Below are 23065 nucleotides of genomic sequence, written 5' to 3'. Positions count from 1 at the left end.
CGGCCCTGCGGCGGCTACGACTTGCCGAGGAACGCCCGCTCGCTCTCGTCCAGCCGACGGGCGAGAGCCGCCGCGAGGGCGGGATGCTGCGCCAGGCCGGGGTCCGCCTCCAGCGTCTCCTCGGCTGCGACCCGCGCCTCGGCGATGAGCTCGCCGTCGGAGGCGACCCGCAGCAGCCGCAGCGACGAACGGCCGCCGGACTGCCTGCTGCCCAGGACGTCGCCCTCACGCCGCAGCTCCAGGTCGACGTTCGCCAGCTCGAAGCCGTCGAGCGTCGCGGCGACGGCCTCCACGCGCTCCCGCGCCAGGGACTCCGGCTCTGCGGCCGTGACGAGCAAGCAGAGCCCGGGGATGTCGCCGCGGCCCACGCGACCGCGCAGCTGGTGCAGCTGGGAGACACCGAAGCGGTCCGCATCCAGCACCACCATCGCCGACGCGTTGGGCACGTTGACCCCCACCTCGATGACGGTCGTCGCGATCAGCAGATCGATGTCGCCACCCGCGAAAGCGCGCATCACCTCGTCCTTGGTCTCGGACGGCAGACGGCCGTGCAGGACGCCGATGCGCGTATCGCGAAAGAGCGGGTCCGCGCGCACCTGGGCGGCCACGCCCTCCACACTCGCGACCGGACGGGGCGGAGTGCCGTCGGCGGTCTCGCCGTCCGGCTCCGGCTCCTCGCCGTCGTCCTCCGCATCCTTGCCGGAGATCGCCGGGCAGACGACGAACACCTGCCTGCCCTTCGCGATCTCCTCGGACGCGCGCTCCCAGATGCGGCGCTCCCAGCCCGGCCGGTCGGCGAGGGGCACGACGAAGCTCTCGATTCCCTGCCGTCCCGCGGGGAGCTCGGCGATGGTGGACACATCCAGGTCGCCGAAGACGGTCATCGCCACGGTGCGCGGGATGGGCGTCGCGGTGAGCACGAGCACGTGCGGCGGAGTGCCGCCCTTCGCACGGAGCGCCTCGCGCTGCTCGACGCCGAACCGGTGCTGCTCGTCGACGACCACCAGACCGAGGTCGTAGAACGTGACCGCGTCGCCGAGCAGGGCGTGCGTCCCCACCACGATCCGGGCCTGGCCGGAGACGGTCCGCAGCAGGGCGCGCTTGCGTTCGGCCGCCGACAGCTGACCGGTGAGCAGGGTCGGCATGAGCTGGGCCGAGAGGTCGGGACCGAGCATCGCCGCGATGGAACGGAGATGCTGCGATGCGAGCACCTCGGTGGGCGCGAGCAGCGCGGACTGCCCGCCGGAGTCCGCGACCGCCAGCATCGCCCGGAGCGCCACCAGCGTCTTACCCGAGCCGACTTCGCCCTGCACCAGCCGATGCATGGCTGCCGTCCCGGCCAGATCGCGCTCGATCTCGCCGCCGACCACATCCTGGTCTCCGGTGAGCGCGAACGGCAGCGCCGCGTCGAAGCGCTCCAGCAGGCCGCCCGGAACGGGCTTTCGTGGAGTGGCCGCAACCTGCCGCGTGGCCGCCCGCTGCTGCAGCAGCGCCGCCTGCAGCACGAACGCCTCCTCGAAGCGCAGCGCGTCGCGAGCGCGCTGCCACTGGGCATCCTTCTGCGGGCGATGGATGCCCTCCAGCGCGTCGCGGAACGACACCAGTCCGCGCTCGGCGACCACCGCATTCGGCACCGGATCGGGCACCGGGCCGAGCGAATCCAACGCGAGCGCCACAGCCTTCTGCACCTGCCAGCTCGCGACCGTGCCGGTGGCCGGGTAGATCGGGATCGGTGTCAGCGCCCACTCCTTCGCGGCAGCACTGCCCGGACTCACGGCGTTCTCGGCGTCCGGCTCGAAGAGCTCGTAGTCGGGATGCGCCAACTGCAGTGCACCGCGGTACGCCGAGACCTTTCCCGCGAAGATCCCGCGCACTCCGGGAATCAGCTCACGCGACCGCCACGCCTGGTTGAAGAAGGTGAGCGTCAGGATGCCCTCGCCGTCGGAGATCTTCACCTCCAGGATGCTGCCGCGCCGAGCACGCATGGGACGCTCCTGCACCCGCAGCACCTCGGCGATGATCGTGACGTTCTCGTCGAGCGGGAGGTTCGCCAGGGCGGTCAGCTCCCCGCGCTTCGCATAGCGCCGCGGGTAGTGGCTGAGCAGGTCGGCGACGGTGCGCATCCCGAACGCCTTCTCGAACGCGGACGCGGTGCGACCCCCGAGGACGCCGGTCAGCCGGGAGTCCAGGCCGATGGCGCCCGCGTCGGCCGGGCCGGGAGCGGTCGCGGAGGTCATGACTCGATCGTATGCGCCTCGTCCGACGGCGAGTCGTCGATTTCGGCGAGGGCGGCCAGCTCAGCGATGACCGCCGCCTCCCCGGGGCGCTCGGCGGCGAGGTGGCGCTGCACGACCAGGGCCTCGTCGATGCGACCGAGTTCGCGCAGCGCGCGGCCGAGTCCCCAGCGTACGGCGAACTGCTGGTCCGGTGTCCCGTAGCTCTGGGCGTACCCCACCGCATCCTCGAAGGACACCAGCGCTGCGCCCGCATCGTCGTCGTCCAGCCGCGCCCAGCCACGGACCTCATGCAGCACGACTCCCCACCGCAGCGTCCGGGCATCGTCGGTGCTCGCCAGGTCGGCCAGCCCCTCCTCGATCCACTGGTCGGCGTGTGGACGGTCGGTCTCTGCCAGAGCGACGGCGGCCTCCACGGAGAGCGCCGTGTCCCCGTCGCGCCGCGCGGCCCGGAGGGCGGCCGTCAGGTGCGACGTGGCCTCCGAGTGGTCGCCCGCGACGACATCCAGCCGGCCGCGCTCCAGCAGTACACGGACCTCCAGCACTCCCGCTGCCGGCTCGAGCGAGTCGAGCAGCGCCTCCGCCTCCTCGATGCGCCCCTGGAGGCCGAGCGCGCGGGCGCGCTGGGTCTGCAGCTCCGCCCGGACGAGCTCCGACCGGTCCGGCTCGGCGGCGGCAGCAGCCAGCCGTTCAGCGGAGGCGATCGGGTCACCGGGGAGCCACAGCGCGTCGAGCTCTGCCTGCTCCAGGCGTTCCTCCATCCTCATATCTTGGCGGCACTGCGGGCACCGCGGCTAGGCTCGTGGAGCCATGACCCGAATCGTCGCCGGTTTTGCCGGCTCGCTGACCCTCCAGGTGCCCAAGAGCGGGACGCGCCCCACGAGCGACCGGGTGCGCGAGGCGATCTTCTCGGCGCTGGATGCGCGCGGCGCCGTTCACGGCGCCCGGGTACTCGACCTGTACGCCGGCTCGGGCGCGCTGGGGCTCGAGGCGGTCAGCCGCGGGGCGTCGTCTGCGGTACTCGTCGAGAGAAGCCCGGCGGCTGCGCAGGTGTGCCGCCGAAACGCGGCCGCGCTGATATCGGCGGCGCGCTCGACTGCCCGGCACCCGGACGGCCCGCTGCCCAGCATCGAGGTGCGAGCCGTAGCGGTGTCGTCCTACCTGAGCGGGGCCGCAGGTCCCGTCGACGTCGTGTTCATCGACCCGCCCTACGACGTGAGCGACCCCGACGTGCACGCGGTGCTGACCGCCCTCGTTCCGCTGCTCTCCGATGAGGCGATCGTCTGCCTCGAGCGCAGCGCGCGCGGGGCCGAGCCGTCGCTCCCGGACGGGCTCGCGCTCGAACGCCGGAAGGACTACGGCGAGACCGCGATCTTCTGGCTGACGCCGGCCTAGCCGCGCGCGCCGTCCCACTCCAGATACGGGTCCCAGCCGCCGCGCTCGTCGAAAGGGACGCCGTCGACCAGCAGCCCCGCCCCGTCGCGCACCACTCCGACGCGGCGGAAGCCGCCCGGGAGCTCGACATCGGGCGGGAAGGCGGCGAACAGCCCGTGATCCTCGCCGCCGGTGAGCGCGGTCCGCACGTTCGGACCGAGGGTCGTGGTGTCCAGGTCGATCGCCACTCCGCTGGCCTCGGCGACCCGGCGCGCGTCGAGGGCGAGACCGTCGCTCAGGTCCAGCATCGCCGTCGCGCCTGCCACCACGGCGAGCGGACCGTCGGCGATGGGTGGGCGCGGACGCAGCTGCGCAGCGATCGGACCGGGATGCGCGGCAGCGACAGCGGCGAACCGCGCGGGGTCGGGCTCGCCCGACGCGTCCACCGCCTCCGCGAACAGCAGTCGCAGGCCCTCAGCGGCCTCCCCCAACGCGCCCGAGACGGCGACGACATCCCCGGCCCTCGCACCGCTGCGCAGGGCCGGGGCGCGGCCCTGAAGGTCGCCGAATGCGGTCACCGCGAAGGTGAGCGTCCCCGACACGGACAGGTCGCCTCCGACGACGCCGCAGCCCGGTTGCAGCTCCTCGCACGCCAGACGGAAGCCGTCCGCCACCCCCTCCAGCCAGGCGACGGTCGTGTCCGGGGGCGCCGCGATCGCGACGACGAGGGCCCTCGGCACCGCGCCCATCGCGGCCACATCGGACAGGTTCGTGGCCGCGGCCTTCCAGCCCAGATCGACGGGACCGGACCACGCCAGCCGGAAATCGGGCCCGTGCACCATCATGTCCGTCGTGACGACGAAACGTCCGTCCGGCGCGGCCAGCACGGCGGCGTCGTCCCCCGGTCCGATCAGCGTCGCGGACGACTGCGGAAGCCTCGGGAAGATGCGCCGCAACGCCTCGCGCTCCGACGCCTCCCCGAGGGTGAGGCCGGACCCGTCGCTCCCAGAGTTTCCCATGATCTGAAACGGTAGCCTGAAACCGATGAAGTCCCGTCGCCGCACCCTCTTAGGCCTCCTGCTCGGCGCCTCCGCGCTCCTCCTCGCCGGATGCGCGCCCACTGTGTCGCTCGACCCCGCCGCCGACAGCAACGCTCCCGGCTGCGCCGAGATCAGCGTCCGCCTGCCGGACACGGTCGCCGACAAGGCCGAGCGCGAGACCGACGCCCAGGCGACCGGCGCCTGGGGCGATCCGACCGCGGTGATCCTGCGCTGCGGGGTTCCGCCGATCGGGGCGACGACGAAGCCGTGCGTGAACGTCAACGGGGTGGATTGGGTGCTCATGACGGACCCGGCGGCCAAGACCATCGTCTACCAGACCTTCGGGCGGACGCCCGCGACCGAGGTCATCATCGACCACGTCGCGGGAGTGTCGGACTCCTCGGTGCTGCCCGAGTTCGCGAGCGCGGTGTCCACCGTGAAGCAGACGCAGAAGTGCCTCTCGACTCTCGACACCGACCCGTCGGCGACGCCCTCCCCGTAGCGCCCGTCAGGCGGCGGCGCGCGCCAGGGCCACCTGAATGAGCTCGTCGATCAGCGCCGGGTAGCTGAGCCCCGACTCCTGCCAGCAGCGCGGGAACATCGAAATGGGCGTGAATCCCGGCATCGTGTTGATCTCGTTGACGACGAAGCCGTCGGCGGTCAGGAAGAAGTCCACGCGCGCGAGGCCCTCCCCGCCGATCGCATCGAACGCCCGGATGCCGAGCTCGCGCATCTCGGCGAGTTGCGCGTCCGTCAGGTCGGCCGGGCAGACCAGGTCGATGCCCGGAGCATCCAGATACTTTGCGGCGAAGTCGTAGAAGTCACGACCGCTGAGGACGATCTCGCCCGCAACCGATGCGCGTGCGGACTCCCCCGGACGGCCGCCCAGCACGGCGATCTCCACTTCGCGGCCCGTGACCATCGATTCGATCAGCACCCGGTCGTCTTCGGCCAGCGCGGTCGCCATGGCCGCATCCAGCCCGCTCCAGTCGGTGATCTTCGTCACGCCGACGCTGGAACCGGCGCGCGCCGGCTTCACGAAAGCGGGCAGGCCGAGGTCGCGCGCGGCCTCCCGGACGGCGTCGGGAGCGGAGCTCCACTCGAAGGCGGTCACCGTCCGCCACGGCGCGACGGGGATACCCGCCTGCTGCAGCACGGTCTTCGTGAAGTGCTTGTCCATCCCGAGCGCGCTCGCCAGCACGCCGCTGCCGACGTACGGCAGGCCGACCAGCTCGAGCATCCCCTGCAGGGTGCCGTCCTCGCCCCATGGCCCGTGGAGGATCGGGAAGACGATATCGACGGTGCCGAGGGACGAGCGTGCGCCGTCCGTGTCCACGACGGTCAGCTCGCGTGTCGCGATGCTGTCCGGCCACAGGACGCGCGAGCCGTTGTCCTCGACCTCCGGAAGCTTCTCGGTGTTCAGCGCGAAGAGCGCGGCATCGTCCGGTTGGAGCGTGAACGCGCCCTCGTGGGTGATCCCGATCGGGATGATGTCATAGCGGTCGCGGTCGATCGCCTCAAGAACGCCCGCCGCCGTCGCGCAACTGATCGAATGCTCGCTTGAGCGACCCCCAAAGAGAAGCGCGACCGTGACCTTGTCCGTCATCCAGTGTCCTTTCGCCTTGCGGCTCGTCCGAATCCGTCGTGAGATGCGGTGCGATGTCTTTCGGATCGAGCGTACCGGCGAGCACCTGGCTGACCTGACGGACGATCGGCATGTCCACCCCGCGCGCCTCGGCGAGGCTCAGGATGGGCGCGACCGAGGCGAGACCCTCAGCCGTCTGGTTCATCTGTTTCACGACGTCGTGGAACCCGTAGCCCTGGCCGAGCAGTCGCCCGGCGGTGTTGTTGCGACTCAGCGACGACTCGCAGGTCGCGATGAGGTCGCCGAGCCCGGCCAGCCCGGAGAGCGTCTCGGGCTTGGCGCCGTAGGCGACAGCGAAGTCGGTCATCTCGACCAGTCCCCGCGTGATGATGGACGCCTTCGTGTTCTCGCCGTAGCCGACGCCGTCAACGATGCCGATCGCCACCGCGATCAGGTTCTTGAGGACGCCGCCGAACTCCGTTCCGATCACGTCGGTGTTCACGAAACTGCGGAAGTAGCGGTTAGTCGCCGAGATCGCCACCGCCTGAGCGGTCTCCAGGCTCTCCGAGGAGACGACCGCGGCGGTGGGCTGCTCGCGGGCGATCTCGAGGGCCAGGTTCGGGCCGGAGGCGACGGCGATGCGCTCTGGCTCGATCGGCAATCCCTGAGCGATCACCTCGCTCATACGCAAGCCGGTGCCCTTCTCGACGCCCTTCATCAGGCTCACGACGACGGTTTCCGGGCCGAGATGCGGGATCATCGCCTCAAGATTCGAGCGAAGCGTCTGGCTGGGGATCGAGACGAAGACCTGCTCGGCATCGCGCATGGCCTCGCCGAGTCGCGGCGTGGCCCGCAGATTGCGCGGGAGGTTGATCCCCTCCAGGTAGTCGCTGTTGCGCTTGACCTCGTTGATCTCGCGTGCGAGTTCAGGACGCCGAGCCCACAGCACGACGTCGGAGCCGCCGTCGGCGAGGATCTTGGCGAACGTGGTCCCCCAGCTGCCGGCGCCGAGCACGGCGATCCGGCGGGGACGGGCCGCTGGGGCTTTCGGTGCCTTAGCCATCGAAGCGCCCGGTCTCCTTCTGATCATGCTGCGACGGATCCCAGCGGCTCTGCGGAGCCTTCTCGCCGCGGAGGTCCTCCAGGAGCGCGGTGATCGCATCCATGATGACGGCCGTCGCCTCGGTGAGCGTGGCGGCGTCGAGCGGACGGCCGCGGAAGGCCGACAGGTCGACCGGGTCGCCGACCTTGACATCGATCGTCTTCCGCGGGAACCAGCTGATCTTCTTGCCGTACCGTGCCATGACCTGCTGAGTGCCCCAGTGCGCCATCGGGATGACGGGGAGGTCGTACTCCAACGCCATGCGCGCTGCGCCCGTCTTGCCGCGCATCGGCCACATGTCGGGGTCCCGGGTGAGCGAACCCTCCGGGTAGACGATGACGATGCGGCCCTCGTCGACGATCTTCCGTGCCTCTTGCAAGGGTGCGGCACCGCGGGTGCTGCCGCCGCGGGAAACCGGCACCTGGCCCGACTTGCGCATGAACCAGCCGAGGACCGGCACCCGGAACAGGCTCTCCTTCGCCAGGTACCGGGGCAGACGACCGAGCCTCCAGGTGACCATGCCCACCATCACGGGGTCGATCTCGCTGTAGTGGTTCGGTGTCAGCACATAGGCGCCGGTCTTGGGGAGCTTGTCGCCGTCGACGACACGGAAGCGGGCCAGCAGGCTGCCGATCGGCACCACGATCCCCGCGAGCACCCAGAAGACCGACGGACGGCTCTTCTCCGGGCGCTGCTTCTTCGGCGGCACAGGGGTCACGGACGAATCACGTTGGGGCACCATCCCATTATCAGCGACGGGCATCGCACTCGGAGCATGCACGCCGACCATCGGCGATCACACGCTCACCTCCACCGGACGGAGGTCGAGGTGCGGGATGCCCTCGAAATCGGCGGGATTGCAAGTGTGCAAAGGCAAACCGCGTGAGATGGCGGTGGCAGCGATGAGCGCATCGAAAGCCCGCGCGGTCGGCTTTCGCCCGGCGTCGCGCAGCGACTGGGCGACGCGCGCGAACGCCCGAGCCGCCGCCGAGTCGAACGGGATCGGGTCGAAGTCGGCCTCGGCGAGCTGCAGATGCGCCTGGCGCGCGGCGCGCTCCTCCGGGCTCTTCGCCACCAGCGGTCCGACCGACAGCTCCGCGAGCGTCACGGCGCTGATCGAGGGAATGTCCGGAAGGTCCGAAGGGTCTGTCACCCGCCCCAGCAGGATCAGCGTCGACGTATCGAGCAGGCCCGGCCGCATCACCACTGCTGGTCCACGATCTCGTCGATGTCGGACCGGAGGGAGAGCGGGTCGACGACCAGAATGGCGCGTCGCTCGGCGATGAGCACGGACAGCGCTCGCCCCGGAGCAGGCAGAGGCGATAACTCCGCCACTGCCGCCCCGTCACGCGTGATAGTTAGGTGTTCTCCGCGGGCCACCCTGTCGAGGATGTCACCGCCGTGGTTGCGTAGGTCTCTCACGCTGACAGTCTCCATGAGGAGAATGTATCACGGGTGAGACACGGGAGGATCTGTGGATAAGTCCCCGGCTGGGGATCAACCCTCCATCGTGAAGTCGGCACCGAGCAGCTGCAGCTTGGTGATGAAGTTCTCGTAGCCACGGCTGATGATGCCGACATTGCTCACGGTGGAGCGCCCCTCAGCGGTGAGCGCCGCGATGAGGTGGCTGAAGCCGCCGCGGAGGTCGGGGACCTCGATATCGGCGCCCTTCAGCTCCACCGGGCCCATGATGACCGCGGAGTGGTTGAAGTTGCGCTGGCCGAAACGGCAGGCGTGACCGCCGAGGCACTCCTTGTGGACCTGGATCTTGGCACCCATGTCGATGAGCGCGTCGACGAAACCGAAGCGCTGCTCGTACACCGTCTCGTGAACGATGGAGACACCGTTCGCCTTCGCGAGCGCGATCACGAGCGGCTGCTGCCAGTCGGTCATGAACCCCGGGTGCACGTCGGTCTCGATGACCACGGGCTTCAATTCGCCACCCGGGTGGTAGAAGCGGATGCCGTCGTCGTGGATCTCGAACGCGCCGCCGACCTTGCGGAAGACGTTGAGGAAGGTGAGCATCTCCGGCTGGCGCGCGCCACCCACGTAGATGTCACCGCCGGTCGCGAGAGCCGCAGCGGCCCAGCTGGCGGCCTCGTTGCGGTCGAAGAGGGCGGTGTGGCTGTAGCCCTCGAGCGAGTCGACACCTTCGATGCGGATCACGCGGTCGGTGTCGACCGAGATGATCGCGCCCATCTTCTGCAGGACGTTGATGAGATCCATGATCTCGGGCTCGATGGCGGCGTTCTTCAGCTCGGTGATGCCCTCGGCGCGGACCGCGGTGAGCAGCACCTGCTCCGTGGCGCCGACGCTCGGGTACGGCAGGTCGAGCTTGGCGCCGTGCAGGCCGTTCGGGGCCGTCATCCGGATGCCGCTGGGCAGCTTGTCGACGACCGCGCCGAACTGGCGGAGCACCTCGAGGTGGTAGTCGATCGGCCGGTCGCCGATGCGGCAGCCGCCGAGGTCGGGGATGAACGCCTCGCCCAGCCGGTGCAGCAGGGGGCCACAGAAGAGGATCGGGATGCGACTGGAGCCGGCGTGCGCGTCGATGTCGGCCATGTGCGCCGTTTCGACCGCGCTCGGGTCGAGCAGAAGCTCGCCGGCGGTGCCGTCGGTGACCTTCACGCCGTGCACCTCGAGGAGGCCGCGCACCACGCGGACGTCGGAGATGTCGGGGACGTTCCTCAGAACGCTCGGCCCTTCGCCGAGAATGGCGGCGACCATCGCCTTAGTGACGAAGTTCTTGGCGCCGCGGACCTCGATGCGGCCCTGCAGGGGGATGCCGCCGTTGATCGTGATGCGGTCGCCCTTGAGGCCGACGCGTGCTCCAGCTGCCTGGGCGTCCTGAAGAAGTGAGTTCAAAGTTTCACCGGGAGTGTCGTGGGCCGCCAGCTCGCGCGGCCCGATTCGTATTCGGAGATGAGCGCCTCATCGCGCAGGGTCAAGGCGATATCGTCCAGCCCTTCGAGCAAACGCCAGCGAGTGTAGTCGTCGATGTCGAAAGACACCTGGACTTCACCGACGGTCGCAGTCTTGGCAACCAGATCCACCGTCGCCGCTATTCCCGGCTGCGCTTCGATGGCCTCCCAGAGCCGCTCGGCGTCCTCCTCGGAGATGATGCCGGTGAGCAGGCCCTGCTTGCCCGCGTTGCCGCGGAAGATGTCGGCGAAACGGGGGCTGAGCACCACCCGGAAACCGAAGTCGCGGAGCGCCCAGACAGCATGTTCGCGAGACGAACCCGTGCCGAAGTCGGGCCCGGCCACGAGCACCGTGGCGCCCTGGTACTCGGGGCGGTTCAGGATGAAATCGGGGTCCTTCCGCCACTCGTGGAAGAGCGCGTCGTCGAAGCCCGTCTTCGTGACGCGCTTGAGGAACACCGCCGGGATGATCTGGTCGGTGTCGACGTCGGAGCGCCGGAAGGGAACGGCCGTACCGGTGACGGTCTCGAACTTGTCCATCAGGCGCCCACCTTCTCGCCTCGGGCGATATCCGTGCCGCCATCCCGCGGCGTGTCGTCGCCTTCGTTCTCGAGGTCCCACGGACTGGACAGCGTGCCGCGAATCGCGGTCGCGGCCGCCACCAGAGGCGAGACGAGGTGCGTGCGGCCGCCCTTGCCCTGGCGTCCCTCGAAGTTGCGGTTGGAGGTGGAGGCGCAGCGCTCCCCCGGTGCCAGCTGGTCCGGGTTCATGCCGAGACACATGGAGCAGCCCGCGAATCTCCACTCGGCCCCGAACTCCTCGACGATCTTGTCGATGCCTTCGGCCTCGGCTTCGATTCGCACGCGGGCGCTTCCGGGGACGACCATCACGCGGACGCCGTCGGCCTTCTTGTGGCCCTTGATGATGGACGCGAAGGCGCGGAGGTCTTCGATGCGGCTGTTGGTGCACGAGCCCATGAAGACCGCATCCACCGGAATGCTCTTCATCGGCGTTCCCGGCTGCAGGTCCATGTACTCCAGCGCGCGTTCGGCTGCGGCACGGGCGTTCTGGTCGGCGATGTTGGCCGGGTCCGGCACGGGCTGGCTGAGCGAGACGCCCTGGCCCGGGTTGGTGCCCCAGGTCACGAACGGCTCGATCTCATCGGCGTCGAAGTACACCTCGGCGTCGAAGACGGCGTCGGAGTCGGTCTGCAGGGTCTTCCAGTAGGCGACGGCGTCATCCCAGTCGGCGCCCTCCGGCGCGTGCGGACGGCCCTTCAGATACGCGAAGGTGGTCTCGTCCGGGGCGACCATGCCCGCTCGGGCGCCCGCTTCGATCGACATGTTGCAGATGGTCATCCGGCCCTCCATGGAGAGTGAGCGGATGGCGCTGCCGCGGTATTCGAGGACGTAGCCCTGCCCGCCGCCGGTGCCGATCCTCGCGATGACGGCGAGGATGATGTCTTTCGCGGTCACGCCGGGGCGCAGCTCGCCCTCGACGGTGATCGCCATGGTCTTGAACGGCTTGAGCGGCAGCGTCTGCGTGGCGAGCACGTGCTCGACCTCGCTGGTGCCGATGCCGAACGCCATCGCACCGAATGCGCCGTGCGTGGAGGTGTGCGAATCGCCGCAGACCACGGTGATCCCCGGCATGGTGAGGCCGAGCTGCGGCCCGACGACGTGCACGATGCCCTGCTCGACGTCTCCGAGCGAGTGCAGCCGGACGCCGAACTCCTCGGCGTTGCGGCGCAGGGTCTCGATCTGGGTGCGGCTCGTCAGATCCGCGATCGGCTTGTCGATGCCGATCGTCGGCGTGTTGTGGTCTTCGGTCGCGATGGTGAGGTCGGGCCGGCGGACCGGACGCCCTGCCATCCGGAGACCATCGAAGGCCTGCGGGCTGGTCACCTCGTGGACGAGGTGCAGGTCGATGTAGATGAGGTCCGGCGTGCCGTCCTCACCCTTCTTGACCAGGTGGTCGTTCCAGACCTTCTCGGCCAGCGTCAGCGGCCCAGCGGTGGGCCCCGCGGATTCTGAAGCGGATGTGGGGATGCTCATGTCGTGCGAACTCCTAGCGTGTGAACCGATCAGCCGTCGACGGACTCCGCGGCGAGGATGGCCTGATGACTAGGACTCGCCGCGGCGGCTAAGGAGAAGAAGACCCGCGTTCACGAGTGACAGGTTATCACTCGATGGCTCGCGGGCCGGGTCAGGAGCGCTCGACGCGGACGCGCAGGTCACCGAGCAGCACCTCGGCTCCGTCCGCGACCGGAATCGGCGTGCCGGGCTCGGCTCGGACGCCGCCGACGATGACGCCGTTGGTCGAGTGCAGGTCGGTGACGGTGAGGCCGTCGCCACGATCGACGGCGAGTGCGGCGTGGGTCTTGGAGACGGTCGAGGTCGGGTCGTCGAGGGCGATGAGGTCGGCATCCGGCGCATCGGAGTACGCGGAGTGCGACGGATTGCGGCCCACGAGCAGGGTGCCGGTGACCGGGATGCTGCGATCTCCGGGCAGGTGCAGCCTCCAGACGGGTCGCGCCGGCACGGCGGGCGCTCCTGGTCCGGGCGGTGGGGTGAAGGTCGGAAGCGGACGGACCGGCGCCGAACTCCGGTCGGCCGGCGCTCCTCCGTCGTCCGGCGACCCGTGCTGCGGGCGCGACGGGATGAGACCGGGCGGAGGCACGATGAACCCGCTGTCGTCCATGGGCCCACTATACGGATGCCGTCAGGCGCGTCGAGGGCGGCGGTACCGGAAGGCTGCGAGGCGGGCGCGGAGCGGCCCTGCGGCCTTCGTCGCGTTCGCGAGGGCTTCGTCTGCCGTGGTCCAGGCGCGGTCGATGCGGTCCTGCTCCACCACCGAGCCGTCGAAGACGGCGGCATCGACGTGACGCGCCAGGTCACCCAGACCGCCGTCCGGGACGGGCAGGCTCTGCGCGGCGGACTGCTCCTCCAGCGCGGCGGCCGCCTGCAGCCGGGTCGCTCGCTCCGGGACGGTGAGCCCGAGTTCGGCGTACCCGTCGGTCAGTTCGTCCCACGCGCCCGCGGCGCGTCTGTCGGGAGGTCCGTCGCCCTGTCGCCGTTTTCGCCGGCGCTTCTTGAGCGCTGCGATGACGAGGAGCGGGACGAAGTATGCCAGGAGTGGGATCCCGACCACCCCGAGGACGACCCAGGCCCATACCGGGAACACGAACCCCTTGGCTTTGTCCTTCGGATCGTTGTCCTTCGTCTTGACCGGGGTGAGCAGGTCTTCAGCGCGCGGATCGTTGGGCGGGGGCTGTCGCACCTGGGGCTGCGGCTCCAGCTTGGGCTTGGTGGTCTGGTTCTTGGGGGCGTCGGTCTTCGTCGGCGTCGGGAAGAACGGCACCCAGCCGACGCCGTCGAAGGCGACCTCGTCCCAGGCCGTCACGTCGTCGCCTGTGACCGTGGTCGTGCTCCCGGCGACCTTCGGGGCGAACCCCATCACCACCCGGGTCGGGTACCCCAGCCGGCGAGCCATCAAAGCGAAAGCGCTCGCATACTGCTCCTGGTCGCCGACCATCGGCGATTTCGAGAGCAGATCGGTCATCCGGTCGGCACCCTCACCGGCGCGGGAAGGCACAGGGTCCGACGCGCGGCCGTGGCTGAGGAAGCCGAGGGACTTGAGCGAGCGCTCGATGTTGCGCAGCTTCTGAATCGCGGTATCGGCCGAGCCGGCGTACTCCTCGGCCTTGGCCGAGACCACGTCCGGAACGTTCGTGACAGCCGGTAGGGCGAGCTTCGCGGGCGGGACCTTCGCCAGGGCGCGGTCGTTCGGCACCTTCTGCGCGGTGGCGCCGACGGTGTAGGCGAGGCCATCGTGCACCCCGCTGGTCACGGCGGCCGTGCCGGTCGCCGTGTTCACGCGCACGCCTGCTGCGGGATCCTCCCCGGTGTGCTCGTCGAACGTGAGCCGGTTCGTGTAACCCAGGGTCGGCAGCCACACGTCGGAGTACCCGAGGACGGCGATGGACGCCGTCGATGATGCTCCGGCCGTGAACAGCGGCGGCCGAGGGATGGTGCTGCCGAGGAGCTCGAACGCACCGGACGCGTCTGTGCTGCTGCCGGGCGACGCCACCGACCACACCACGCCGTCGTAGCTGTCCATCGTCGCGAGGCGGATGGTCTGCCCCTGCTTAAGGCCCGTGACGGTGAAGAGTTTCGTCTTCTGGAGGTCTTTCGTGTACTTGCGGAAGCCCGCGAGCGGGCTCGGATAGTCGAGCGGGTCGAAGGGTGGAGTGATCTCGTCGCGGACGACATAACGCGAGGCCGCAGGAGGCGCGAGCAGGGTGCCGGCCAGCGCTCCGACGACGACAGCCCCGAGCACCACTGCGGCCCCGCCGAGCAGTCGGCTTCGCCGGACGGCGGAGTCGGTCTCCACGCCATCGCGGGCGAAGCGGGCGCGTCGCCACGACAGCCAGACCAGGGCCACTCCCGCGAAGAGCACCCCGCGAACCCCCGCGAAGAACGGGTCCCGCGTCCCGAGCAGGATCGCCGCCAGCAGCAGCAGCGCGGGGCCCGAGAGCAGGACCGCCGCGCGTCCGACGGAGGGACGGCGCACGCGCGGCAGCCAGCGCACGGCCAGCGTGACGGAGACGAGCGCGACCAGCCATCCGGCGACGTAGGGTACGACCGCGACGTAGGGGGGCGCTTCAAGCGGCGCTTGCAGGGTGACCGCATCCGACCATCCGAAGACGGCGCCGAGCACCAGGCCCGAGAGACTGTCGAGCGTCGGGAGGACACCGAACAGTGCCTGCCCCGGCAACGCCAGCGGCGTCCCGAGGAGGAAATACGCGGCCAGGGCGAGCACGACCGTCAGCGGCCAGCCGAGTCGGAACAGCCGTCCGAGCAGGGCGACTCCCCCGCCGACGACGATTCCGCCGATGGCCGCGGGCGCGAACGCGTAATGCCCGAAGGCCGGCTCGAAACCGACGACAGCGAGCAGGCTCAGTCCGGTCAGGACGGCGACGTCGATCCAGGTCGTCGCCGAGAGGCGATCGAGCATCGGACTCGATGCGTCTGCGGTGCGGGACCTCGTCCCGCCGGCTGCCGCGGTCATCGACCCGCTCGCTTCAGCAGGGCCGGAAGCTCCGGCAGCGCGGACACGGTGATCAGCATGGAGCGCCCCAGACGGGTGAGCCGCGGTTCGCCGCCCTCATCGACGCGGATCACGATCGTCTCGGTGTCACTGCCCCACAAGGCCGACGCACCGCGCAATTCGACGGCCTCCACCTGGGATCCGACGACGGTCACCGCGAGACTCGGGGCCGGGAGCCGCAGGGTCGCCTGCCGGAGGAACTCACGCAGTGTGGGGTGCGCCCCCTCGACCGGCTGGATGCGGCACGAGTCGTCGAGCAGCGCCGTGGGAGAGCCGACTCGCATGGCACCGCCCTGCCAGAGGGCATTGATCTCGGTCTCTTCACGGATCACCTGACAGCCGATGGACGTCAACACCGAGACGCCGAGCTCGAACTCCTCGTCGGACGCGAAGTGCGACCGTTCGCCGTCGAAGGCGAGCAGCAGCTGCGACCGGCGCGTCTCCTGGTACTGCCGCACCATGAGCTGACCGGTGCGGGCGGAGGTACGCCAGTGCACGTTGCGGATGTCGTCGCCCGGCTCGTAGGTGCGCAACGCGTGGAACGCCAGGTCGCTGTCCGTGATGACCTTCGTCGTCTGCCCTTCGAGATCGCGCACCAGACCTCGCGCGGTCGCGGCCAGACGGACCGTCTTAGGATGCACGAACAGCTCGATGCGGTCGGTCCACTGGTTGGTCCGCCGGAGCAGCCCGAGCTGGTCTCCGCGCACCGACAGCGCGGGGCCGGCCAGGATGAGTGCCCGCCGAGCCGTCGGCACGGCGAACAGCTCCTCCGTCTCGGCGCCGGGCGTCAGCCGCGGGATGGTGAAGTCGGCCTGGCCTTCGCCCACCGGTAGTTCCATCCTCGTCGGCAGTACCGGCCGGCTGCCGTTGTTGGCGACGCTGAGCCGGCCGAGCGCGCGGTCACCTGCGACCACCCGCCGCGGGTTGAGCTCGATGCCCACACGGTACGTCGAGCGCCCGAAGACGAACGCCGTCGCGATGAGCAGAGCAGCGAGCAGGGTCGCCGCGATGAAGACGAACTCCGCCCAGCCGAGCCAGACCGCGAGCACCACCGAGACGGCGGCCGAAGCGAGAACGATCCACCCGAGCGTGCTGACGACGCCGAACATCGGACCCACCCGGTCGGCGACGGCGCGCGCCCACGGCGCGACTCGGCCACCGGCCGCACCGAGCAGCCGCCTGATCGTCGCTCCGACCTGACCTGCCGCGATGCGCGCCTGGTCGCCCGCGGACACGCGGCGGCGCCGAGCACGGCCGGGGCTGTCGGTGGTCATGAGAGGTCGGATCCCGTCGGGTCGGAAGAGGTCAGGAGAGGTCAGGAGTGGGTCGTTACGAAGGTCACGCGGCCCGGTACGCCGGCGGGGTGGCCGAAGCCACCGCTCGCTCGACGATGTCGGCCGCGGTGACGCCCGCGAACTCCGACTCCGGGTCGACGATCACGCGGTGCGCGAGCACCGGCAGTGCGAGATCGCGGATGTCGTCCGGTGTGACGTAGGTGCGCCCGACCGAGATGGCCCAGGTCTTCGCCGCGCGGGCGAGCGCGAGGGCGCCGCGAATGCTGACGCCGAGAGCAGCATCTTTGTCGTCGCGGGTCGCCGTGACGATCTCGCTGAGGTACCCCATGACGCTGGCGTCGGTGTGCACTTCGGAGGCGAGCTGCGCCAGCGTCGAGACGGAATCACCGGCGATGATGGGGCGCACCGCCGAGGCTCGGGAGCGGTTGGACGAGTCGAGCAACAGGTCGACGGTCGTCGCGTGATCCGGGTAGCCGAGCGACGTCTTGATCAGGAAGCGGTCGAGCTGCGCCTCGGGCAGCGAGTAGGTGCCCGCCTGCTCGACCGGGTTCTGGGTCGCGATGACGACGAAAGGTGAGCCCACCGGATGTCCGACGCCGTCGACCGTGACCACCCCTTCCTCCATGACCTCCAGCAGGGCGGACTGCGTCTTGGGGCTGGCACGGTTGATCTCGTCAGCCAGCACGACGGACGCGAAGATCGGTCCCGGGTGGAACTCGAACCGGCCGGTCGACTGGTCGTAGATGGTGACGCCGGTCACGTCGGACGGCAGCAGGTCGGGTGTGAACTGGATGCGCGACTGCGTGCCCTCGACGGTGTTCGCCAATGCCTTCGCGAGCACTGTCTTGCCGGTGCCCGGGACATCCTCCAGGAGCACGTGCCCGCCCGAGAGCATCGCCGTGATCACCAGGCGGATGCTGTGCTCCTTGCCGAGGATCGCCTTGTCGACGTTCGACACCAACTGTGTGAACGCTCCGGCGAACCAATCCGCCTGCTCCTGGGTCACTGTCACTGCTGCTTCTCCTTACTTGGACCAGTCTTGGACACTGCTCTGCACCCCGTTCACGACCACGTACGCGCCCGGGTAGCCGCACCACGGCTCGATGTCGCTGCCCGCGTTGCCGTGATAGTGGCCGTAGCCGTTGCCATCGGTCGAGATCGATCGGGTCGACAACGTTCCTCCATTGCAGTGCACCTGCATGCTGAACGCCTTGTTCTTGGCGAAGTCGTGGAGAGTGACGTCGTAGGTATAGCTGTGGACGAATCCCGGCTTCAGGTCACCCTTGGACAGGTCGATCGATGGCGACGGCGGCGGCGGGTCCTGCACCTGCACGGTGTTGGACGACACCGGAGTGCCCTTCTTGCCGCCGGGATTCTCGGCGTAGACATCGAACGAGTAGCTGCCGGCCGGCTTCTTGTTGACCTTCACGCTCGTTGCGGTCGTACTCTGCCAGCCCCCGTTGTTGAGCCGGTAGTAGTAGGTCGCCGTGCCGCCGCCCGTCCCGCTCGGGTCGGAGAGGGCGTTCCAGCTCATCGTCAGATCGCTCGGGGCGTTCCCGCTGCTCGTGATGCGCGCGTTGGCGACCTTCGCCGGAGTGCCGTACGGCGTCACCGGGTCGCTGCCAGCCGAGACGTCGGACCACCCGTCGGCGTTGTAGGCGCTCACCGTGAACGAGTAGGCCTTGCCGTTGGTGAGCCCGCTGATGGTCACATCGCCGACGTCGGTCGGCGTGACGGTCTTGCCGCCGCCGGTGACCTTGTACTGGGTGATCGGCTTCCCATTGTTGGCGGGCGCCTTGATCGCGACGGTCACCTGCCCGTCGCTCGCGCGCGGGTTCGACGGTGCGCTCGGCTTCGACGGCCGGTCGTGGACCGTCACCCGCAGCTGCCCGATGGCCGACGCGGTGCGCTTGGGATCCTTCGTGGCGTCCTCGACGTGGTACACGATGTTGACCGCACCGATGGCGGCTCCGGAGGCGGCACTGACGCTGATGGACGAGCCGGTGTGGGTCACAGTCACACCCGCCGGCGCGCTCTGTGCCGTCGCGTCCGTGATCGTCAGCGGCTGGCCCGGGAACGGGTTGACCCACTGGGCATCGCTCGATGCGCCGTTCAGCGTGGCCGTGGCGCCGCGCTGAACCTCCTCGGTCTGCGGCGGGTTCTTCTGCGCGGCCACCGGACGGCTCGAGCTGACGACCTGCACGGACACCGTTCCGGAGATCGTATGGGTGCCGGAGCTGATGGTCACCGGAATGCTGGCGGTCTGCCCCGCCTGTGCGCCCAGCGGGGCGGAGAGGGTGAGGGTCGATCCGCTCAGCGACGACTGGATCGCCGGGTTGGAGGATGTGCCGCCTGCGTACGTCAGCTTGTTCAGGATCTCAGGGTTCGGGTGGAAGCTCGACGCCCGGAGGTCGACGGAGAGCGGCGCCTCCCCCGGTTCGATCTTCTCGCTGGGGGAAGTGAACGTGGGTGCGACGTCGGACTGGTCCGGCTCGCCGACCGTGATCGGGAGCACGAGCGTGGTGACGCGGTCGGAGCCCTGCCCGGCTTCTCGCCCGTCGTTCAGCTTGAACGTGATGGCGGCCGGACCGCGGTAGCCCTTCGCGGCCGTGAAGGTGAGGGTCTGCTCGTCGCCGTACGACGACGCTCCCGAGCTGTTGGTCGCGCTCACGCCTGAGGCGCCGGTCAGCTTGTAGCCCCGCCCGGACGGGACGGTGACGATGTCGGAAAGCTTCCAGCTCTTCGAGCCGTCGGCCTGCACGATCTGCTGCGGCAGGCCGTCCCGGATGCGCGGCGGAGCAGTCGCGTCGCCCTGGGGCGGCACGACCACGAAAGCCGTGCCCTTCAGCCCCGTCACCGTGTCGGTGAGCGTGTACGCGACGGCGATCCGCTGCTCGCCCGGCCGCACCGTCAGGGTGCCGTCCTGGGCGACCTCGGCCGCCGAGGCGTTGGGCCCGGTGACCTCCACCTTCAGGTCGTCGACGAGACCGGACGGGTTGGTGGCGCCGGCGAGGGCGTTCACCTTCACGCTGGTCTTGTTCGCGACCTCCTCCGGTTCGAGGATGTGGTCGATGGCAGTGGGCGGCACATCCTTGGCATTCGGGGTCACGGTGACCTGGATGAACGCGCTGGCGACCCCGCCCTGCCCGTTGGTGATCTGGTAGCGCACGACGAAGGATCCGTCGTCCTTCGGGGCCGTGACGAGCACGATCTTGCCGTGCACCGACGCTTTCAGACCTTCATCGACCTGCAGCAGCTTCTTCTGCAACCCGATGGCGTATCCGTTCGGATCCGAGTCGTTGTCGAGCACCGGGACGGCGATGGTGCGGCCGGGCTTCACCTGTACGGGGTCGTTGACGGCGATGGGAGGCCGCACTTGGTCGGGGCGCGGGATGACGGCGATCGAGACCGTTCCGGTCGCCACCTTCCCGTAGGTGTCCTTCACCTGGTAGGTGAACGTGTCGGTCCCCGCGGAGTCCGGGTAGGCCTCGTACGTGAAGGACCGGCTGGTGGAGTCGGAGATCCGGCCGAGGGTCGGCTGGCTGGCCAGCCCGGACAGGGTGACGGAGTCGCCGTCGGGGTCGATCCCGTCGAGCGGCACGTCGACGGGAACGGAGGAGCCGGCGAACGCGCGAACCGTCAGCGGCTGGGGTTGAGGAGCCCGGTCGGATGCTTTCTCCGGAGCACCCACCACGAAGGTGAGGGTCGCCTGCGCCTTCTGCCCATACTTGTCGGTGATCCCGTACACCACGTTGTACTGCCCGGGAGTGCTCGGCGCCTGATACCGCACGGTCTCGCCGCTCACGAAAGCGGTCGCCCCCTGGCCGGCGCCCGCCGCATCCCGCAGCTGCGCGTCGAGGGTGAACGGAGCGTTGTCCGGCGAGTAGTCGTTGTCCATGACCGGGACGGTCGCCACGTCGCCGGCGCGGACGGGCACCTGATCGTCGACGGCGACCGGCGGCTGATGCTGAACGAGCGGAGGGACCGGGACCACCGTGATCCCCGCGGTCGCCTCGCTCACGCCGTCGGAGACGACGTAGATCAGCTGCACCTGCTGGGTCAGCACCGTCGGAGCGGTGACCTTCACGACCGCATTGTCGAGCACCTCGACGTTCAGGTCTTCCGCACCCTTGCCGACCGTGACCGACCGGACCGCGAGCACACGACCGGACGGCGACACGTCGTTGTCGAGCACGGCGACCGAGGTCGGCTCGCCGGGGCGCACGTACGCCCTGTCGGTCACGGCGATCGGCGGGGCCTCGCTCGCGCCCTGCGCCGCGATGTCGACCCGGGCCAGTCCGGTCGTGGTCTTCGGCCCCGCCCCGAGGGTGTAGACGAGGTAGTACTGCCCCGGCGAGTTGCTCTTGAGGGTGACCGTGCCCTTGGTCGCGTCGGCCGTGACCTGAGCTCCGGAGCCGTCGAGGTTGGCGCCCACCAGGGTGAGCGGCTCTCCGGACGGCGACTGGTCGTTGTCGAGTGGATGCAGCACCACCGGACGCCCGGTGAAACCGTCGCCGAAGTCGGTCACAGCGACCGGGTCCAGCGTGCCGGCGGGCTTGACCGTGACGATCAGGCTGCCCGTCGTGGAGGCGCGACCGTCCGACACGGTCACCCGCACCTCCTTCGAGCCCGCCTGCCCGGTCTTGCTGGTGAACGTCACGTCGCCGTTCGGCTTGAACCGTACGTCGTCTTCGGTGGTCGCCGTGGCCGCGACGAGGCTGATGTCGTCGCCGTCCGGGTCGTTCCAGTCGTTCAGGATGTTGTAGGTGACGGACTGCCCGACCTCGGTCTGCGCCGTGCTCGATCGTGCGGAGGCGGGCGCCGTATTCTCCGCCGGCTGCTTGAGGGTCGCATCCACTTGCGCCGATGCCGTTCCGCCGCGGCCGTCGTCGACCGAGTAGCGGAACGAGATCGTGCCGCTCAGACCCTCGTTGGGCGTGAACTGGATCGCGCGACCGCCCTCGACGAGCTGCAGCACCCCCTGATCCGTCGGGATGGCGGAGACGTCGGAGACGGTCAGCACGTCGCCGTCCGGGTCGGTGTCGTTCGCGAGAACGTGCAGGACCGTGGACCGGCCGGGACGCACGCCGTAGGCGTCGTTCACGGCGATCGGAGGACGATTGACCCCGGTCCGCTCGGCGAGCGTGTCCGCGAACGATTGGACGACCGGCTTCTCCTCGCCGGTCTCGCCTTGCACGGTCGTGTCGTTCGGCTTCAGCTGCGCCCAGTTCTGCACCAGTCGCATGTTCGACGAGACCACCCACGCATTGCCGTCGCGGAGGTTGTTGAGCGCGATGACGTCGTGGTTCACGCGGAACTCGAGGTCGTCCCCCTGCACCGGTTGGTCGATGTCGAGGGCTACCGGCTTCTTTCCGTCGCACGCGTAGAGGTAGCGAGCGGAGCCCGACCAGGCGCCGTAGGAGCAGTTCCCGAGCCGTACAGGGGCCGAGACCGCGTCCGGGCCGCCCTTCGCCGTGGCGCCGGCGGGACTCGCCACAACCGTTCCACCGCCGAGCGGGACGCTGAGCAGACTGTTGGCGGTGGCGACCAGTGCGGCGCTCCCGTCCTGCCCGGGCTGTTGCAGCTTGAGGCCCTTCGCGGGCAGATCGACCGTCGTGCCTCCCCCGGCGATGACGCGGTTGCGCTGCGTGTCGAGAACGACGGGCTGGTCGCCGACGGCCGTCAGCTGGAACGCTCCGGGGACGGCGAAGTCGCGCGTCTGCGGTTTCGCGCCGGGCTGGTCGACCGTCACCAGGTGCTTACCCCGCGGGGCGACCACGAACGTCTTGCCGGATTTGGCGACCGCGAGCTTCGCACCCGACCCGACCTTCGCGGCCGGTTTCGTCTTCGCGCGGTCGAAGTCGAGGCGCCCGGACGCATCCAGCACCCACAGGGACCCGTTCGGCGCGAGCACGGAGAGCGTGTTGCCGCCGTAACCGACCTGCGAGTGCTCCGGGATCTGGATGCGGCCCCCGAGCGACACGAACGCCGGGTCGATGCGGTCCACCGTGCCGTGCGGGAGGTCCGTCAGGAAGTAGGCCTGGCCATCCTGGAGCACGTCCAGGTCGGCACTCGCGCCCGTGACCGCCGCATCGAGCTCGTCGATCTGGTGGTTGAGGCGGCCGCCGAGGAGCTTCTCCCCGTTGGTGACCCAGACATCGCGGGTATCGAGCTCGACGGCGTTCACCGGGAAACCCTTGTGCAGCACCGCGATGGTGAGCGGGACGCCCGCGACGACGGCGAGTGCAGTGATCGCAGCGAGCGTCTTGCGCTCACGGAACCACGTGCTGAACGAAACCAAGATGCCTGCTATCCCCCGGGCTGGAAAACCGCGTCCACGCTAACACGACCCCCTCACGCGTCCGGAATGGGGAGGACTCCCCATCCCCGCCGGGCCACGCATGC

At 69.7% G+C, this 23065-nt stretch carries 18 protein-coding genes; 2 read left to right on the top strand and 16 right to left on the bottom strand.

Features of this window, described 5'->3' with window-relative positions; translation table 11 throughout:
- Nucleotides 1–14: 14 nt before the first annotated feature.
- Nucleotides 15–2237 (bottom strand): ATP-dependent DNA helicase RecG, encoded by a 2223-nt coding sequence (locus AB4Y74_RS06725; protein ID WP_441798340.1) that lies wholly within the window; start codon nt 2235–2237, stop codon nt 15–17.
- Nucleotides 2234–2995 carry a hypothetical protein gene (locus AB4Y74_RS06720; RefSeq protein WP_441798339.1) on the bottom strand — a complete coding sequence of 254 codons (762 nt, stop codon included), beginning with the start codon at nt 2993–2995 and terminating at the stop codon, nt 2234–2236. The genes AB4Y74_RS06725 and AB4Y74_RS06720 overlap by 4 nt, the downstream gene beginning before the upstream one ends.
- 49 nt (nt 2996–3044) lie before the next feature.
- Between AB4Y74_RS06720 and AB4Y74_RS06715 the strand changes: the two genes are divergently transcribed.
- Nucleotides 3045–3629 (top strand): RsmD family RNA methyltransferase, encoded by a 585-nt coding sequence (locus AB4Y74_RS06715; protein WP_441798338.1) that lies wholly within the window; start codon nt 3045–3047, stop codon nt 3627–3629.
- Here the strand turns inward: AB4Y74_RS06715 and thiL are convergent.
- On the bottom strand, nt 3626–4627 hold the full coding sequence (thiL, locus tag AB4Y74_RS06710) for a thiamine-phosphate kinase (protein WP_441798337.1): 1002 nt from the start codon (nt 4625–4627) through the stop codon (nt 3626–3628). The two genes, AB4Y74_RS06715 and thiL, sit on opposite strands and share 4 nt — an antisense overlap.
- 25 nt (nt 4628–4652) lie before the next feature.
- On the opposite strand from thiL, the gene AB4Y74_RS06705 reads away from it, so the two are divergent.
- A complete protein-coding gene (locus AB4Y74_RS06705) occupies nt 4653–5150 on the top strand; it encodes a DUF3515 family protein (protein WP_441798336.1) in 498 nt (165 codons plus the stop codon).
- 6 nt (nt 5151–5156) lie between these two features.
- Here the strand turns inward: AB4Y74_RS06705 and AB4Y74_RS06700 are convergent, their stop codons facing one another.
- The 13 genes from AB4Y74_RS06700 to AB4Y74_RS06640 all read right to left on the bottom strand — a co-directional run bounded on the left by AB4Y74_RS06700 (nt 5157) and on the right by AB4Y74_RS06640 (nt 22961).
- Complete coding sequence (locus AB4Y74_RS06700) at nt 5157–6254, bottom strand: D-alanine--D-alanine ligase family protein (RefSeq protein ID WP_441798335.1); 1098 nt, start codon at nt 6252–6254, stop codon at nt 5157–5159.
- Nucleotides 6166–7296, bottom strand: a complete 1131-nt coding sequence (locus tag AB4Y74_RS06695) for an NAD(P)H-dependent glycerol-3-phosphate dehydrogenase (protein ID WP_441798334.1) — start codon at nt 7294–7296, stop codon at nt 6166–6168. The genes AB4Y74_RS06700 and AB4Y74_RS06695 overlap by 89 nt, the downstream gene beginning before the upstream one ends.
- Nucleotides 7289–8044, bottom strand: coding sequence for a lysophospholipid acyltransferase family protein (locus AB4Y74_RS06690; RefSeq protein ID WP_441800404.1), 756 nt, complete (start codon nt 8042–8044; stop codon nt 7289–7291). The genes AB4Y74_RS06695 and AB4Y74_RS06690 overlap by 8 nt, the downstream gene beginning before the upstream one ends.
- Before the next feature lie 87 nt (nt 8045–8131).
- Complete coding sequence (locus tag AB4Y74_RS06685; RefSeq protein WP_441798333.1) at nt 8132–8536, bottom strand: type II toxin-antitoxin system VapC family toxin; 405 nt, start codon at nt 8534–8536, stop codon at nt 8132–8134.
- Nucleotides 8536–8772, bottom strand: coding sequence for a type II toxin-antitoxin system Phd/YefM family antitoxin (locus tag AB4Y74_RS06680; RefSeq protein WP_441798332.1), 237 nt, complete (start codon nt 8770–8772; stop codon nt 8536–8538). The genes AB4Y74_RS06685 and AB4Y74_RS06680 overlap by 1 nt, the downstream gene beginning before the upstream one ends.
- Before the next feature lie 60 nt (nt 8773–8832).
- The gene (gene murA, locus AB4Y74_RS06675) at nt 8833–10200 is read right to left on the bottom strand and encodes a UDP-N-acetylglucosamine 1-carboxyvinyltransferase (RefSeq protein WP_441798331.1); all 1368 of its coding nucleotides are present in this window, start codon (nt 10198–10200) and stop codon (nt 8833–8835) included.
- Nucleotides 10197–10796: a 3-isopropylmalate dehydratase small subunit gene (leuD, locus tag AB4Y74_RS06670; protein ID WP_441798330.1), complete on the bottom strand. Its 600-nt coding sequence runs from the start codon at nt 10794–10796 to the stop codon at nt 10197–10199. The genes murA and leuD overlap by 4 nt, the downstream gene beginning before the upstream one ends.
- Nucleotides 10796–12310, bottom strand: a complete 1515-nt coding sequence (leuC, locus tag AB4Y74_RS06665) for a 3-isopropylmalate dehydratase large subunit (RefSeq protein ID WP_441798329.1) — start codon at nt 12308–12310, stop codon at nt 10796–10798. Before leuC ends, leuD begins: the two co-directional genes overlap by 1 nt.
- Before the next feature lie 151 nt (nt 12311–12461).
- Entirely contained in the window at nt 12462–12956 is a 495-nt protein-coding gene (locus AB4Y74_RS06660; RefSeq protein ID WP_441798328.1) for an FHA domain-containing protein, read from the bottom strand.
- 21 nt (nt 12957–12977) lie between these two features.
- Nucleotides 12978–15272 carry a transglutaminase-like domain-containing protein gene (locus tag AB4Y74_RS06655; protein WP_441798327.1) on the bottom strand — a complete coding sequence of 765 codons (2295 nt, stop codon included), beginning with the start codon at nt 15270–15272 and terminating at the stop codon, nt 12978–12980.
- A gap of 50 nt (nt 15273–15322) precedes the next feature.
- Nucleotides 15323–16639: a DUF58 domain-containing protein gene (locus AB4Y74_RS06650; protein ID WP_441798326.1), complete on the bottom strand. Its 1317-nt coding sequence runs from the start codon at nt 16637–16639 to the stop codon at nt 15323–15325.
- 64 nt (nt 16640–16703) lie between these two features.
- Entirely contained in the window at nt 16704–17666 is a 963-nt protein-coding gene (locus tag AB4Y74_RS06645; RefSeq protein ID WP_441800403.1) for an AAA family ATPase, read from the bottom strand.
- An 18-nt stretch (nt 17667–17684) separates the two neighbouring features.
- Nucleotides 17685–22961 carry an Ig-like domain-containing protein gene (locus tag AB4Y74_RS06640; protein ID WP_441798325.1) on the bottom strand — a complete coding sequence of 1759 codons (5277 nt, stop codon included), beginning with the start codon at nt 22959–22961 and terminating at the stop codon, nt 17685–17687.
- Between the last annotated feature and the right edge of the window lie 104 nt (nt 22962–23065).

The organism is Leifsonia sp. RAF41, assembly GCF_052114085.1.
Taxonomy (GTDB): Bacteria; Actinomycetota; Actinomycetes; order Actinomycetales; family Microbacteriaceae; genus Leifsonia.
The sequence above is the reverse complement of the archived record's forward strand: the minus strand, read 5'-3'. Positions and strand labels throughout refer to the sequence as shown.